This window comes from Rhizobium sp. YIM 134829 (assembly GCF_046546455.1).
In genome coordinates this window covers 96,663-110,750 of sequence record NZ_JBKHKI010000005.1, presented here as the reverse complement: position 1 = coordinate 110,750, position 14,088 = coordinate 96,663, and the positions used below count along the sequence as shown (strand labels likewise).

The 14,088-nt window shown below is 65.0% G+C and carries 10 protein-coding genes; 3 read left to right on the top strand and 7 right to left on the bottom strand.

Annotated features, from left to right (window positions below; genetic code table 11):
- Positions 1-31 precede the first annotated feature (31 nt).
- On the top strand, positions 32-382 hold the full coding sequence (locus tag ACLE20_RS11000; RefSeq protein WP_410940330.1) for a hypothetical protein: 351 nt from the start codon (positions 32-34) through the stop codon (positions 380-382).
- 209 nt (positions 383-591) lie between these two features.
- On the top strand, positions 592-1,317 hold the full coding sequence (locus tag ACLE20_RS10995) for a Crp/Fnr family transcriptional regulator (RefSeq protein WP_410940329.1): 726 nt from the start codon (positions 592-594) through the stop codon (positions 1,315-1,317).
- A gap of 25 nt (positions 1,318-1,342) precedes the next feature.
- On the opposite strand, the gene ACLE20_RS10990 is transcribed toward ACLE20_RS10995, so the two are convergent.
- The 5 genes from ACLE20_RS10990 to ACLE20_RS10970 form a co-directional block, all read right to left on the bottom strand.
- Positions 1,343-4,993 (bottom strand): FecR domain-containing protein, encoded by a 3,651-nt coding sequence (locus ACLE20_RS10990; RefSeq protein WP_410940328.1) that lies wholly within the window; start codon positions 4,991-4,993, stop codon positions 1,343-1,345.
- Positions 4,994-5,152: 159 nt separating this feature from the next.
- Positions 5,153-5,554 carry a methylmalonyl-CoA epimerase gene (mce, locus tag ACLE20_RS10985; protein ID WP_410940327.1) on the bottom strand — a complete coding sequence of 134 codons (402 nt, stop codon included), beginning with the start codon at positions 5,552-5,554 and terminating at the stop codon, positions 5,153-5,155.
- A 10-nt stretch (positions 5,555-5,564) separates the two neighbouring features.
- Positions 5,565-7,709 (bottom strand): methylmalonyl-CoA mutase, encoded by a 2,145-nt coding sequence (scpA, locus tag ACLE20_RS10980; protein ID WP_410940326.1) that lies wholly within the window; start codon positions 7,707-7,709, stop codon positions 5,565-5,567.
- Positions 7,709-9,712 carry an acetyl-CoA carboxylase biotin carboxylase subunit gene (locus tag ACLE20_RS10975; protein WP_410940325.1) on the bottom strand — a complete coding sequence of 668 codons (2,004 nt, stop codon included), beginning with the start codon at positions 9,710-9,712 and terminating at the stop codon, positions 7,709-7,711. The genes scpA and ACLE20_RS10975 overlap by 1 nt, the downstream gene beginning before the upstream one ends.
- An 11-nt stretch (positions 9,713-9,723) precedes the next feature.
- A complete protein-coding gene (locus tag ACLE20_RS10970) occupies positions 9,724-11,256 on the bottom strand; it encodes an acyl-CoA carboxylase subunit beta (RefSeq protein ID WP_410940324.1) in 1,533 nt (510 codons plus the stop codon).
- A 207-nt stretch (positions 11,257-11,463) separates the two neighbouring features.
- Here ACLE20_RS10970 and ACLE20_RS10965 point away from each other — a divergent pair, with 207 nt between their 5' ends.
- Entirely contained in the window at positions 11,464-12,183 is a 720-nt protein-coding gene (locus ACLE20_RS10965) for a Crp/Fnr family transcriptional regulator (RefSeq protein WP_410940323.1), read from the top strand.
- A gap of 24 nt (positions 12,184-12,207) precedes the next feature.
- Here the strand turns inward: ACLE20_RS10965 and ACLE20_RS10960 are convergent, their stop codons facing one another.
- Together ACLE20_RS10960 and ACLE20_RS10955 are read right to left on the bottom strand one after the other, a co-directional pair.
- Positions 12,208-12,660, bottom strand: coding sequence for a response regulator (locus ACLE20_RS10960; RefSeq protein ID WP_410940322.1), 453 nt, complete (start codon positions 12,658-12,660; stop codon positions 12,208-12,210).
- Positions 12,660-13,751, bottom strand: a complete 1,092-nt coding sequence (locus ACLE20_RS10955; RefSeq protein ID WP_410940321.1) for a histidine kinase dimerization/phosphoacceptor domain -containing protein — start codon at positions 13,749-13,751, stop codon at positions 12,660-12,662. Before ACLE20_RS10955 ends, ACLE20_RS10960 begins: the two co-directional genes overlap by 1 nt.
- Positions 13,752-14,088: the final 337 nt, after the last annotated feature.

Below are 14,088 nucleotides of genomic sequence, written 5' to 3'. Positions count from 1 at the left end.
GCATGCGTTGGGCGCGGCAAGGAGTGAACCCATGATGAGAAATACGATCGGCCTCGTCGCCGGCATCACGCTCGCCTGCCTGGCTCTGACCGGCTGCGTCAGCGAGGGATACAGCTATACGAGCACCGGCTACTATGACGGCTATTACGACCGGCCACTTTATCGCAACAATTACAACCGTGTCATCGTCTATGATCGCGACCGCTATTCGCGCTACGACCGTTACGATCGCTACGATCGTCGCCGGGAACAGCGTGCCGCCGTGTATGACCGGGATCGCCAGGTCGAACGCCGTGCCGAGGTTAGCCGTCCCGGCCGCGAGGGCCGCTATGTCACCCGCGACGGCCGCCGGATCTGGCTCCCGCGCGAATATCGGGACTAGAAACGACAGAAGATACAGCCTCTGCATCAAAGAGATGATGAGACTCTCGTAAAGAGTGTCAAAATCGTACAGTTGGAGAGGCTGTAGAACTCTCATCCCTGTTGCGCTGTTCGCTCTCATAGTTAGGTGGAAGCGAGAGCATGGATATATTGCGACGCGAGACACGGAACCGGCTTCTCAGGCGCTTGCCGATTGAGGGACTGCATCGGTTGGCGCCCTACCTGAAACCGGTAGAGCTGCAACTGAGACAGCGGCTCTCCCGGCCGGGCGACCCGCTCGACCATGTCTGTTTCATCGAGTCGGGGCTCGCCTCGATGTCGATCGAGAGCCGGGACGGGGTGCTACAGGAGATCCGGATCATCGGGCAGGAAGGCCTGATCGGCCATTCCGCCCTGCTCGGCTCTCAGCAATGGGCCTATGTGACGGTGGTGCAGATCGAGGGGGTGGGTCTCGAAGTTCCGGTCAAGGCGCTGGTCGACAGTCTCGATCTGCCAGACATCCGCGCCTTCTTCCACCACTACGTGCATGTCTGCGATGTGGAACTGGCAGAGACAGCGCTGGCTGCCGCGAAATACACGATGCGCCAGCGGCTCGCCCGCTGGCTGCTCATGTGCGAGGATCGGATCGACAGCGATTATCTACCGCTGACCCATGACAGTCTTGCCCGTTCACTGGGCGTCCGCCGCGCCGGCATCACCGATCAGTTGCACGTGCTCGAAGGCGAGCATGTCATTCGCTCGACACGGCGCATGGTGCGCATCCTTGACCGCAGCATGCTCGTCCATATAGCTGGCGGCTGCTACGGTGCGCCCAAGGAAGCCTATGAGCGGCTGCTGGGCGACCATCATGAACCGGCGAATGGCACGCTTCTGCCGGGCGTTGCCGAACCTGCGTTGGTCCGGGCAGCGCCGGTCTACCGGTCGATGACGGCCTGACCGCCCCGACGGCAGGGGCCGGGATCTAGAACCGGGCGCGCAGCGTTGCGATCACCGTGCGGCCGGGGCCCGGAACATCGAGCGCCCGCTCGAATCTCTCGTCGAAGGCGTTGAGCAGCTGCAGGCCGGCCTCCAGATGGCCGCTCTCGCTCGTCCAGCGCAGCGAGGCGTCGGTCGTCTGATAGCCGTCGATTTCCACGCCGGCCTGCCCGCCGACACGCGGCCCGACGAAGGTCTGCGCCACGGTCAGCCGCAAGCGAGAGGGGTGGACCAGCGTGAATCCCAGCTGGCCGACATGATCCGGGATGAGCGGCAGCCCGTAATCGCCCGCCGCATCCTCGGTGACGTTGCGGGTGAAGGAGGCAAAAGCGCCGATGCCATGGCCCAGCCAGAAATTGGCGCTGGCCGTGACCCGATCGATCGTCCCCGCATAGGCGCTGAAGGTCTCGAGCAGCGCCGGAATGCCGATCGCCAGCCCCTTGATCTCCTGATGCTGCGCATCGACGCTCGTAAAGAACCGATCAGACCATTCCGCATCCCAGCGCAACCCGGTCGTATCGGTGAAGCCGCCAAGATAGAGCGGCTGTTCGAGCGGCGAGAGCCCCAGCGTCGAGATCGGCGCCAGCGTATAATTGGACACGGATTTCGTGTCTTCACGGTAATAGGCGCGCAGCCAGTGGTTCGTGAAAGGTGCCCAAGCGACGCCAATCCTCGGATCGAGGCAGCCGCAATTGTCCTGATCCTCGATCTCCACGGCATGCAGCCCTGCCTCGATCGACAGCTGGTCGTTGACCGTCCACAGGGCATCGCCATAAAGCCGGAGCGAGCCGCCATCGCCGCTATAGTCATAGGCTTCGAGAACGCTGCCATCGGACGGATCCACCTTTCGCTGTTGGAGCTCGGAGCGATAGAGGCTGCCTTCGATGCCGTAATGGACGGTGATAGGCCCAATGCCAAAGAGATGGCCGAGCCCGGCCGTCACCGACTGATCACGGCCGTCATTGTCGATGAAATAGCCGGAGGGGTCGAGCAAGCGGTCCCGGTCCACGACAAAAGGATCGAAGCGCTGCGGATCGAAGGGGCCGACCCCGGCGGGATCGGTCGGTGCCACCTCGTAGCGATCATCCGTATCCACCTGTCCATAGACCGCGAAGGCCTGGACGACATTGCGCTCGCCGATGACATGGCTCCAGGCCGCGCCGGCGCCGGAGGAGCGCGACCGGCTCTCGTCATTGAGCTTCGGCGCCGAGGTTTCGCCTGGAAAGCCGCTGTCGAAGGTGCCGGTATTGGCGAAGAGCACCAGCGAGTCCTGCAGGCTTGGTCGCATGCCCAGCATCAGATTGGCGCCTGTCACGTCATTGCGGTCGTTGAGCCGCTCGCCCTGCGGCCGGGCGATTTCCAGCCCAAAATGGTAGCTGAGCGGCAGTCCTTCATAGCGGGTGCCCTCCAGCGTCAGATCCGTGCGCCAGCCTGGCTTGTCGCCTTCGAAGATCAGGCCGCCACCGATCGTGCTTTCGAAGAAGGAGCGGCCTTCCAGCGAGGAGCGGCGGGTCTCGCCGGCCGCCGCCATGGGATCGAGCAGCAGGCCCTGCAGCTGCGAGGAGGTGCTGGTGGCGCCGGCGACGCTCCGCTCTTCGGGCGGGGAGAGCGGATCGGTGCCGACGAAGGGGGACACACGGCCTTCTGCCGCCTCGTCGATATAGCTCGTGCCGATGAAGGGATCGATCGACCGGTCGGCCTGGAATTGCCCCCATTCGTTGAGCCCGAGATTGGAGAGCGTCACGCCGAGCCAGGAGAAGACCTGGCGGTTGGCGTCATAGCCGGTGTAGTTGCCGAGCCGGGCCTGGCGCCGACGCGCGGCCTCGCGCGCCAGGTCGATCGCCGCATCCGCCTCGTCCCGGTCGAGCGCGATGGCCGAGCGGATCAGCGGCACGGAAGGGTTCTCGCGGTCGAACCGGTCGGCATTGTCGAGCGCCTGGCCTGCTTCCTCTCCGCTCTCCTGCTGATAGGCGGCGATCGCCAGGCCGACCAGCGCATCGCCATAGGTCGGATCGACGGCGGAGGCCTGCAGCAGCGCCTGCTCGCCCTCATCCGTGCGGCCGAGCCGCAGCAGGTAGCGGCCCTTGGCGGCTAGCACGGCATAGGAGTCCGCATCGATCGCCTCAGCCTTGGCGATCTCTGCCGCCGCAGCGGACATCTGGTGGTTGTCGATCAGGAAGCGGGCATAATTGGCATGCAATGCCGGATTTTCCGGATTGAGCGCAATCGCCCTGCGATAAGCGGCATTTGCCTCGACCGTGGCATTGCGATCTTGCTCGACGATGGCGAGTTCGTTCCAGGCGGCATCGGCGCCCGGCGCCTCGCGCACCGCCTCGGCAAGCTCAGCCCGCGCGCCATCGAGATCGCCGGCCGTCGTCGCACGAAAGCGGGCGCTGATCAGGAGCAGCTCGGGATTGGCAGGATCGAGCGCACGCGCCCGGGCAAGAGCCGCACGCACCGCCTCGCGCCGGTCAAGCTCGAAGGCATAATTGGCAAGAGCGACCGGCAGGCGCACATCGTCGGGGAAGCGAGGTTCGGCCGCCTCGATGATGCGAATTGCGGCAGCCGGACCATCGGCATGGGCTTGAAGCGCTGCCTCCGCCAGAATTCCCACCACGCCGGCGGATGCGCTGCGGCCGCGCGGTGCCTTGGCAGCCCGGTCTGGCTCGGCCAGCGAGAGGGCGAAATAGCGACCATAGGCGGCAGCGGCGCGGCGCTCGGGGCTGAGCGCCGGCTCGGCCTCGGCCAGCAGCCTCTGGGCGTCGGTGTAGCGCATCTCCTGGCCGGCGATCATTGCCTCCACCACCTGCGCGCGGGCGCGCGAGCGCGGCGGCAGGCGGGCCGGGAGTGCGGCCAGCGCCGCTTTTGCCGCCGCGCGGCCGTCAAGCGCCAGCCCCGCCTCAGCCAGATCCAGCCAGTCCTCCGCGCTGCGCCGCTCCGACGGAAGGGCAAGAACGCGCCGTCGCGTCTCGCGGAGCGCTTGTGGTTTCAACGGCGAAACCGGCAGGCTGGAAAAGACGTCCCGCACTTCGCTGTAGAGCAGGAGCTGCTCGCGCTCCTCCAGATTGACCAGCCTGTATTTGCGCGGCGCCTGGCCGATCGTCGCCACGGCGCCCTCGCCCTGGCGGACGGTGACCGAGCCCTGTTCATTGGCGAGCTCCACCACGCCTTCGAGCACCGAGAGCGTCGTCTCGCCCTTGGCGCCGACCCGCAGCGACCAGTCGGTGCCGCGGATCGAGGTGGCGGCGGCAGGTGTGGCGATGGTGAGCCCGCTGCCGCCCCGGAGCGCGCGCGCCCAGATGGCGCCGGATTTGAGCTCCAGCTGGCTATCCGCCCCTTTCGCCTGGCGCACCACCAGCTCGGTGTTGCGGCCCATGCGCATCTGCGTGTTGTCGGAGAACAGGATGGCGAGATGGCCGGAGGCATTGGTGCGCAGGGTGTCGCCGGTGAGCAGTCCCTGGCTGACCTCGACACCCCGCCAGGCAGCCGTGTCGTCGACGAAGCGAACCTCTTCGCCCGAGCGGCGGGAGATGACGGAGCCCCGCGCCTCCCCCACCCGCGGAAACACGTCGGCGGCAGCCGGAGCCACGGCCAGCCCGAAAGCCAGGCCCGCGAGCAGAAAACGCGCATGTCCCATGGATTGTCCCCCCACCCCTGAGGTAGCGGGAGATGTGACAAGCGCGCGAAGCTCTGTCAAATGTGAGTCGAGACGCACATACGGCAATCGCCACCGATCGCACCGCGGATGTGGCATTCTTCCCACATTGCGGGCTCGGTGCGGTTCTGACACCCCGTGTCAGGCCTCCTCGAACTCCATCAAGGTTCCGAAGAGGTCCTTCGGATGAACGAAGAGCACCGGCTTGCCATGGGCCCCGATGCGCGGTGCGCCATCGCCGAGCAGGCGATGCCCCGTTTCGATCAAAAGCCCGCGCGTGGCGGCGAGGTCTTCAACCTCGAAGCACAGATGGTGGATGCCGCCGGCCGGATTGCGCGACAGGAAGGCCGCAATCGGGCTTTCGTCACCGAGAGGATGAAGAAGCTCGATCTTGCTATTGGGCAATTCGGCGAAGGCGACGGTGACGCCATGCTCCGGCAACGCTTGGACGGCCGAGATCGTGCCGCCGAGGCTTCGATAATGGGCAATCGCCGCCTCGAGATCCGGCACGGCGATGGCGACATGGTTCAGGCGGCCGAACATCGTGAACTTTCTATCGGTTGCGCAGGCGACCCTGCAGGAGATCGATCACCGCGCGTGCCGCTTCGAGCACCGGGGTGCCGGGACCGAAGACGGCGGAGACGCCGCTCTCCATCAGAACCTCATAATCCTGCCGGGGAATGACCCCGCCAACGACCACGATGATATGGCCCGCACCCTTGGCCCTCAACGCCTCCACCAGCTGTGGTGCAAGGGTCCGATGGCCGGCGGCGAGCGAGGACAGGCCGACGACATGGACCTTGTGTTCCACCGCCAGCGCCGCCGCCTCCTCCGGTGTCTGGAACAGCGGCCCTGCCAGGACGTCGAAGCCGATATCGCCGAAGGCGGACGCGATGATCTTGGCGCCGCGATCATGCCCATCCTGGCCGAGCTTGGCGATCAGGATGCGGGGACGCGCGGCGAGTGCGTCGGACACCTCCGAGAGCCGCTGCTGCAGCGTTAAGAATTCCGGATCGGCCTCGTAGGCTGCGCCATAGACATCGCGCACCACTTCGGGGCGCGCCGAATGATCGCCGAAGACAAGGCGCAGCCTGTCCGAGATTTCGCCGACGGTGGCGCGTGCCCGCGCCGCCTCCACCGCCGCGGCGAGGAGGTTGCCCTCGCCGCTTCGCGCCACGGCTTCCAGCGCGGCAAGCGTCTCGTCCACGGCCGCCTCGTCGCGTCGCCGCCGCGTTTCGGCCAGCCGCCGGATCTGCGCCTCGCGCACCGCGGCATTGTCGATGTCGAGCGTCTCGATCGGCGCCTCGCTTTCCAGCCGGTAGCGGTTGACGCCGACGATTACCTCCTCGCCGCGGTCGATCGCCGCCTGGCGGCGCGTGGCGGCTTCCTCGATCCGCCGCTTCGGCATGCCGCTTGCGACCGCCTTGGTCATGCCGCCCAGCGCCTCCACCTCCTCGATCAGCGTCCAGGCTTCTTCGGCCAGCGCCGCCGTCAGGCTCTCGACATAATAGGAGCCGGCCAGCGGATCGACGACCTTGGTGACGCCGGTCTCGTGCTGCAGGATCAGCTGGGTGTTGCGGGCGATGCGGGCGGAGAATTCGCTCGGCAGGGCGATGGCCTCGTCCAGCGCATTGGTGTGCAGCGACTGCGTGCCGCCGAGCACTGCAGAGAGCGCCTCATAGGCCGTGCGGATGACGTTGTTATAAGGGTCCTGCTCGGCCAGCGACACGCCGGAGGTCTGGCAATGGGTGCGCAGCATTGAGGAGGCCGGGTTCTTCGGCTGGAACTCCGCCATGATCCGCGCCCAGAGCAACCGCGCCGCCCTGAGCTTGGCGGCCTCCATGAAGAAATTCATGCCGATCGCAAAGAAGAAGGACAGCCGGCCGGCGAAGTCGTCGATGTCGAGCCCACGGGCAAGCGCCGCGCGCACATAGTCGCGGCCATCGGCCAGCGTGAAGGCGAGCTCCTGCACCAGGGTCGCCCCGGCCTCCTGCATATGATAGCCGGATATGGAGATTGAGTTGAACTTCGGCATCTCGCGCGCGGTATAGGCGATGATATCCGCAACGATCCGCATGGAAGGCTCCGGCGGATAGATATAGGTGTTGCGGACCATGAACTCCTTGAGAATGTCGTTCTGGATGGTGCCGGAGAGCGCGGCGCGCGGCACGCCCTGCTCCTCGCCGGTCACGATGAAGCTGGCGAGGATCGGGATGACCGCGCCGTTCATGGTCATCGACACCGACATTTCGCCGAGCGGAATGCCGTCGAAGAGGATCTTCATGTCCTCGACACTGTCGATCGCGACGCCGGCCTTGCCGACATCGCCGACCACGCGTGGATGATCGCTGTCATAGCCGCGATGGGTGGCGAGATCGAAGGCAACGGAGAGGCCCTTCTGCCCGGCGGCGAGATTGCGCTTGTAGAAGGCGTTGGAGGCTTCGGCGGTGGAGAAGCCCGCATATTGCCGGATCGTCCAGGGCCGGCCGGCATACATGGTCGCGCGGGGGCCGCGTGTGAAGGGAGCAAAACCCGGGAGGGAGCCGAGGTGAGGGAGCCCTTCGGCATCCGCCTCGGTATAGAGCGGCTTGACGGCGATCCCCTCCGGTGTCTGCCAGACGAGGTCGTCTGCCGGCCGGCGCAACTCCTTCTCCGCAAGGCGGGCCCAGTCGTCGAGCTTCGGCTTTTCCTCCGCCATCAGGCAAACTCCATGATCAGCTCGTCGACGGCCAGGCTGGCGCCCGGCGAGACGGCGATGCGCTTGACCGTGCCGCGGCGCTCGGCGCGCAGCACGTTTTCCATCTTCATCGCCTCGACGGTGGCAAGCACCTGACCGGCCTCTACCTCATCGCCCTCGCTGACGGAGAGAGCCGTGACAACGCCCGGCATCGGGCAGAGCAGCGACTTGGAGGTATCGGGCGGCAGCTTGACCGGCATGAGCCTGGCGAGCGCGGCCACGCGAGGGCTGCGAACATCGGCGCGCAGATCCATGCCCTGCCAGCGCAGCCGAAGGCCGCTGCCCACCCGGTCGATCTTGACGCTCATGCCCATCCCGTCGATCACGAAGCGCGACAGCGTCCGGCCGGGCACATAGGAGGACGAAACGGTGAGGCTCCGCCCCTCCGCCGTCCGCACCTCCCCGCCCTCGGCGGACCGCGTCAGAGTGAGGGCAAAATCCTGACCCGCCAGCGACACGACCCAGGCAGGGCCGGGCAAGCGGCGCGGATGATGCAGCGTGCCGGAAATCTGCCCCGCCCGGCGCTGCAGGGCATCTTGGCAGATCAGCGCCACGGCGGCGAGCCGCAGGGCCTCCTCGCCCTCCGGCTGTTCGAGGGCGAAGCCGTCCGGGAATTCTTCCGCGATGAAGGCGGTCGTTAGCCGGCCGGCGCGAAAGCGCGGGCTGCGCATCACCGCCGAGAGGAAGGGCAGGTTGTGACCCACCCCCTCCATCTCGAACTCGTCCAGCGCGTCGCCCATGGCAGCGATCGCCGAGGCTCGGTCTGGACCATAGGTGCAGAGCTTGGCGATCATCGGATCGTAATGGATGGAAATCTCACCACCCTCGAAGACGCCGGTGTCGTTGCGAAGCTTTGTCCCATCCGGCCGCGGTCCTTCCGCGGGCGGGCGATAGCGTGTCAACCGGCCGATCGACGGCAGGAAATTGCGCAAGGGATCCTCGGCATAGAGCCGACTTTCGATCGCCGAGCCGGTAAGCCGCACATCCGCCTGGCCGAAGCCGAGCTTCTCCCCGCGCGCCACGCGGATCATCTGTTCCACGAGATCGATGCCGGTGACGAGCTCCGTCACCGGGTGCTCGACCTGCAGCCGCGTATTCATCTCGAGGAAGTAGAAGTTGCGTGCGCCATCGACGATGAACTCGACCGTACCGGCGGAGGTGTAGCCGACGGCCTTCGCCAGCGCCACCGCCTGGGCACCCATCGCGGCGCGCGTCTCGGCATCCAGGAACGGCGACGGCGCTTCCTCGATGACCTTCTGGTTGCGGCGCTGGATCGAACATTCCCGCTCGCCCAGATGCAGCACGGTGCCGTGGCGATCGCCCAGCACCTGGATCTCGATATGGCGCGGATCGGTGACGAATTTCTCGATGAAGATCCGGTCGTCGCCGAAGGCACTCTTCGCCTCGTTGCGGGAGGACTGGAAGCCCTCGCGCGCCTCGGCATCCGTCCAGGCAATGCGCATGCCCTTGCCGCCACCGCCGGCCGAGGCCTTGATCATCACCGGATAGCCGATGGACCGGGCGATCGACACCGCCTCTTCGGCATGCTCGATCAGCCCCATATGGCCGGGCACCGTGGAGACGCCCGCCTCTGCCGCCAGCTTCTTCGAGGTGATCTTGTCGCCCATGGCACGGATCGCCGAGGCGGGCGGCCCAATGAAGGTGATGCCGGCTGCCTCGAGCGCTTCCGCAAAGCCGGCATTTTCCGACAGGAAGCCATAGCCCGGATGAACCGCATCCGCCCCGGTTTGCTTCACCGCGTCGAGGATGCGTGCAACGTCGAGATAGGACTGGCTGGAGGCAGCTGGTCCGATCGCCACCGCCTCGTCGGCCATCGCCACATGCAGGGCCCCGGCATCCGCCTCGGAATAGACCGCCACGGTGGCGATCCCCATCCGCTTGGCCGTGCGCATCACCCGACAGGCAATCTCGCCGCGATTGGCGATCAGCATCTTCGACATCATCGGCATACGCCTCACAAAGGGATCGTATCGTGTTTGCGCCAGAGCTGCTCCTTGCGCTTGCCTTTGAGCGAGGCGAAGGCGCGGGCGATGCGGCGGCGGGAGGAGTGGGGGAGGATGACCTCGTCGATGAAGCCGCGCTCGGCCGCGACGAAGGGATTGGCGAAGCGCTCCTCATAGTCCCGCGTCCGGGCGGCGATCTTGTCCGGATCGGAAAGCTCGGAGCGGTAGAGAATCTCAGCCGCGCCCTTGGCGCCCATCACCGCGATCTCGGCCGTCGGCCAGGCATAATTGATATCGGCGCCGATATGTTTGGAGGCCATGACGTCATAGGCGCCACCATAGGCCTTGCGGGTGATCAGCGTCACCATCGGCACGGTCGCCTGGCTATAGGCGAAGAGCAGCTTGGCGCCATGCTTGATGACCCCGCCATATTCCTGCGCCGTGCCGGGCAGGAATCCGGGCACATCCACCAGTGTCAGGATCGGGATGGAGAAGGCATCGCAGAAGCGCACGAAGCGCGCCGCCTTGCGCGAACTGTCGATATCGAGGCAGCCGGCCAGTACCAGCGGCTGATTGGCGACGACACCCACCGTTTCGCCCTCGATGCGCAGGAAGCCGATGATGATGTTCTTGGCAAACTCTGCCTGCAGCTCGAAGAAATCGCCCTCGTCGGCGAGCGCCAGGATCAGCTCCTTCATGTCATAGGGCTTGGTCGAGGCATCGGGGATCAGCGTGTCGAGCCGCATCTCCACCCGCTCCGGATCGTCATGCACGGGCCGCGTTGGCGCCGGCTGGCGATTGTTGGGTGGCAGAAAGTCGAAGAAGGCGCGCACCTGTTCGAGCGTCTCGACATCGTTCTCAAAGGCGGCATCGGCGACGGAGGAGCGCCGCGTATGCGTGCCGGCGCCGCCGAGCTCCTCGGCCGAGACGATCTCGTTGGTGACCGTCTTCACAACATCCGGCCCGGTGACGAACATGTAGGATGTGTCCCGCACCATGAAGATGAAATCGGTCATGGCGGGGGAATAGACCGCGCCGCCTGCGCAAGGACCCATGATCACCGAGATCTGCGGGATGACGCCCGAGGCTTCGGCATTGCGGCGGAACACCTCGGCATAGCCGGCGAGCGAGGCGACGCCCTCCTGGATGCGGGCGCCGCCGCTATCGTTGAGGCCGATCAGCGGTACGCCGTTGCGCATCGCCATATCCATGATCCGGCAGATCTTCTCGGCATGGGTCTCGGAGAGCGATCCGCCCAGCACGGTGAAATCCTGGGAGAAGACATACACCTGGCGACCGTTGATGGTGCCCCAGCCGGTGACGACCCCATCACCCGGCACCTTCTGCGCCGCCATGCCGAACTCGGTGGCGCGGTGCGTGACGTAGAGCCCATATTCCTCGAAGGAGCCCTCGTCGAGCAGCACGTCGAGCCTCTCGCGCGCCGTCAGCTTGCCCTTGCTATGCTGCGCGGCGATGCGCGCCTCCCCTCCGCCAAGTCGCGCTTCCGCCCGTCGCCGCTCGACCTCCACCAGGGATTGATGCATCGGTGTCTCCTCTTGTCCGCTTCCGGTTTAACCGATTGCCGGCCAATCGAAAATGGCACCTTCGCATCAATCGCCGTCCCGGCCGGCGACGGGGCGGATGGCCGGGTGGAACCTTCGCGTCCCGCCCTGGTTCGACAAGCCTGACCGCCGGCTTTGCGGGCGCCATTCCGTCGCCCCGCCTGTCGGCACGCAGAGAGGAAGAGACGGATGGCGGTGGCGCAGCGGCGGCCGGCGACGGACAATAGGCTTCTCAAGCAGCTTCCGCACAGCGTGATGCAGTCCCTCTCCGCCGATTTCACCTCGATCGCCCTACCGCGCGGCACCGTGATCGCAAAGCTCGGGCAGCCGGTTGATTTCGTCTATTTCTTCACGGACGGCATCGGCTCCGTCATCGTGCGGACGCCCACCGGAAACCGTGCGGAAGCGGGTCTCTTCGGGCTTGAAGGCTATCTGCCGATCTCGGTGATCGCCGGGATTCGGGAGAGCCAGCACGACATGATCGTGCAGGTCGATGCCGAGGCAAGCCGCCTTTCCTTCGATGCATTCTCTGCCCATCTGGCGCGCGAGCCGGCCCTGATGAACCTGGCGCTGCGCGCTGTGGAGGTCTTCACCATCCAGCTCGCCTACACCGCCGCCTCCAATGCCATTCACGACATCAATGTTCGCCTCGCCCGCTGGCTCTTGATGTGTCATGACCGTCTGGTGGGCGACGAGATTCGGCTGACCCATGATTTCCTGTCGATCATGCTCGCCGTCCGTCGCTCGAGCGTGACGACGGCCCTGCATGTCCTGGAGGGCGAAGGGTTGATTCGCTCCAGCCGCGGCAGCGTGGTCATTCGCGACCGAAAGGCGATGGAGATCTACGCCCGCGATGCCTATGGCCAGCCGGAGGCCGCTTTCCGGCGGTTGATCCAGAACGACGCGTGATCGACTGCGGGAAGCTGCGACTGTTCAGTTTTCCCAGCTGGCCGCAAAGGCGGGCGACGCCATGAAACTGTTCGGCAGGGGCACGGTAGGCGGCGGGTCGCAGACACCCTCTTGCAGATATTGCATGGCGGCAAGAAAGCCGCTGCGCGTGATCGGCTTGGAGATCACCCCATGCGCGCCGGCAAAATCCGGTGGAATGATCTTCGGATTGGCGGTCACGAAAACGATGATCGTCTCCGGCCAGCGCCGCTGGATCAGCTGGGACACGTCGAGCCCGCTGGTCTTGCGCGCCAGCTGGATGTCCACCAGGGCCAGATTCGGATGAAGCGACGGATCCCAGGCTTCAGCGTCGTAGAGGGACGCTGCCTCTCCAACCACCTTGTGTCCGGCGTCTTCGACCATGGATTCGAGATCCATGGCAATCAGCGGCTCGTCCTCAACGATGACGATGCTCAGCGGCGGCTTTGGCCTTTTCATCAGTCTCTGCTCACGGGTATTTCGATCGTCGCTGTCATGCCATCCAGGGAATGGTCCCACAGCACCTGGGCGTTGAGCTGCGCGCCCAACCGCGAAATCAGCTTCGTGCTGATCGGGGAAATATCGTTCTGGGGCGACTTGCTCGACAGGCGATTGGCAATCGAAATGCGAATGCGACGGCCATCCGAGGAGCAGGACAGATGGACCGATTCGACCGGCGTATAGCTGTTTAAGAGGTGCAGCAGCACCTCGTTGAGCAGCAGGCCGACGGAAGTGGCCTGGCCGGAAGGCAGGCGCGTGAAGCTGACATCGGAATGCAGCGTCGCATTCTTGAAGGCACTGCTGCTCACGGCATCCTGGATCAGGTTCAGGACGAAGGAGGAGAGCTCGAAATAGCGGACATCCTCGGCCTGGTAGAGGCGGCGATGGATAGCCGCCATCGCATCGACCCGTTCCATGGTCGAGCGCAGCGCCGCGCGCACGCCCGGATCATTCGCCTCGCGAATCTGCATGCGCAGCAGCGAGCCGATGACGGAGAGATTGTTCTTGACGCGATGGTCGACCTCGTGGAGCAGCATGGACTGCGCTTCGAGCGAGGCTTCGAGATCGGCAGTGCGCACCCGCACCTCATGATCGACCAGCTCCTTCTGATCCATCATGCTCTGATGCGCGGCCACGCGCTCACTGACATCGAGCTGGGAGGCGAAGAAGAACTGGACATTGCCGTTGCCGCCGCGGACGGGGCTGAGGTAAAGCGCATTCCAGAAAGGCGTACCGTCTTTCTTGTAATTCAGGAGGTCGACGGCGACATCCTCGCCATTTTCCACCGCATGACGAACCTTGGCGACCGCCTCCGGATCGCTGCTGGGTCCTTGAAGGAAGCGACAGTTGCGGCCGATACATTCCTCGCGGCTGTAACCGGTCAGTGTCTGGAAGGCTTCGTTGACGAAGACGATCGGATTGTCCGGCTGGCCGGGATCCGTGATGACCATCGGCATGCGGGTCGCGCGGACCGCCGCGGCAAACGGATCACCCCGTCCCTGCTCCGCATGCAGCATATCCGTGAGATGCCAATTTCCTTGTTCGTCCATAAAATGCGTATCTCAGCGAAGGCGGGTGAAACAATTCCAGAAAAGGCGAATGAACGAACAAGGTTCCATTCCGGTCGCATTCGACGAATGTCTGTAGCAGACGGATAGAGCAGGCTTCAAGAACCGCTCTGGCCTTCGGCAAAAGCAGCATTCCCCAAAGCGCTCGAAGCAATGCGCCTTGAAGAAGATACAAGATCAAGATGGCCCACAAGACTCATTTGGCAAGGCGCACCTTTCGCCGCATGACTGTGAGATGAGGCGCTCCAGGAGCAGAGTGCCCAGAGGTTGCGGATCAGAAACGTTTTTCCAACAATTTTGTTTCTGTCGCAGTCTGACA

Bases quoted from the DNA above. Each gene is read 5' to 3' on its own strand.
- ACLE20_RS11000 (WP_410940330.1), top strand. From the start codon at position 32: ATGATGAGAAATACGATCGGCCTCGTCGCCGGCATCACGCTCGCCTGC.
- ACLE20_RS10990 (WP_410940328.1), bottom strand. From the start codon at position 4,993: ATGGGACATGCGCGTTTTCTGCTCGCGGGCCTGGCTTTCGGGCTGGCC.
- mce (WP_410940327.1), bottom strand. From the start codon at position 5,554: ATGTTCGGCCGCCTGAACCATGTCGCCATCGCCGTGCCGGATCTCGAG.
- scpA (WP_410940326.1), bottom strand. From the start codon at position 7,709: ATGGCGGAGGAAAAGCCGAAGCTCGACGACTGGGCCCGCCTTGCGGAG.
- ACLE20_RS10975 (WP_410940325.1), bottom strand. From the start codon at position 9,712: ATGATGTCGAAGATGCTGATCGCCAATCGCGGCGAGATTGCCTGTCGG.
- ACLE20_RS10970 (WP_410940324.1), bottom strand. From the start codon at position 11,256: ATGCATCAATCCCTGGTGGAGGTCGAGCGGCGACGGGCGGAAGCGCGA.
- ACLE20_RS10965 (WP_410940323.1), top strand. From the start codon at position 11,464: ATGGCGGTGGCGCAGCGGCGGCCGGCGACGGACAATAGGCTTCTCAAG.
- ACLE20_RS10960 (WP_410940322.1), bottom strand. From the start codon at position 12,660: ATGAAAAGGCCAAAGCCGCCGCTGAGCATCGTCATCGTTGAGGACGAG.
- ACLE20_RS10955 (WP_410940321.1), bottom strand. From the start codon at position 13,751: ATGGACGAACAAGGAAATTGGCATCTCACGGATATGCTGCATGCGGAG.